The organism is Pseudomonas sp. SIMBA_068 (assembly GCF_046534705.1).
Classification (GTDB): domain Bacteria; phylum Pseudomonadota; class Gammaproteobacteria; order Pseudomonadales; family Pseudomonadaceae; genus Aquipseudomonas; species Aquipseudomonas putida.
The window spans coordinates 1-434 of record NZ_JAWRYI010000071.1 but is presented as its reverse complement, the minus strand read 5'-3'; the positions used below and the strand labels follow the sequence as shown (position 1 = coordinate 434).

At 67.1% G+C, this 434-nt stretch carries 2 protein-coding genes; one reads left to right on the top strand and one right to left on the bottom strand.

Going from position 1 to position 434, the window contains the following annotated elements:
* On the top strand, positions 1–217 hold a 217-nt coding region (locus tag SB756_RS28190; RefSeq protein WP_410912781.1), incomplete at its 5' end, for an EAL domain-containing protein.
* Between the two features lie 15 nt (positions 218–232).
* Here the strand turns inward: SB756_RS28190 and SB756_RS28185 are convergent.
* Positions 233–434: ATP-binding protein (locus SB756_RS28185; RefSeq protein WP_410912779.1), on the bottom strand; the 202-nt coding region annotated here is incomplete at its 5' end.

The window sequence follows — 434 nt, the reverse complement described above, 5'->3', positions numbered from 1 at the left end:
GGCCCCGCACATCATCCGCATGGCGCATGACCTGCACCTGCGAGTGATTGCCGAAGGCATCGAATGCGAAGACCAGGCGGTGCTGCTCTACAGCGAAGGGGTCAACTATGGGCAGGGCTGGTTGTTCGCCCGCCCGTTGAATGCCCGCCAGTTTGCCGAACTGGTCACCCGCGGCCGGCGCGAGGGGGCTGGGCGGCGGGCCAACGATGAGTCCTGAGGCCCGCCCCGCTGGCTACACCGGCAATGCCATGTAGAACTGGGTGCCCTGCCCCGGGCGGGAAAACACGCCCATTCGGCCGCCGTGCAGTTGCACGATCTCCTTGCACAACGCCAGGCCCAGCCCTGCACCCCCCTTCTTGCGCCCCACCTGCACAAAGGGCTCGAAGATACGCCCCTGCTGCCCATAGGCGATGCCCTCGCCGTTGTCCTCGACG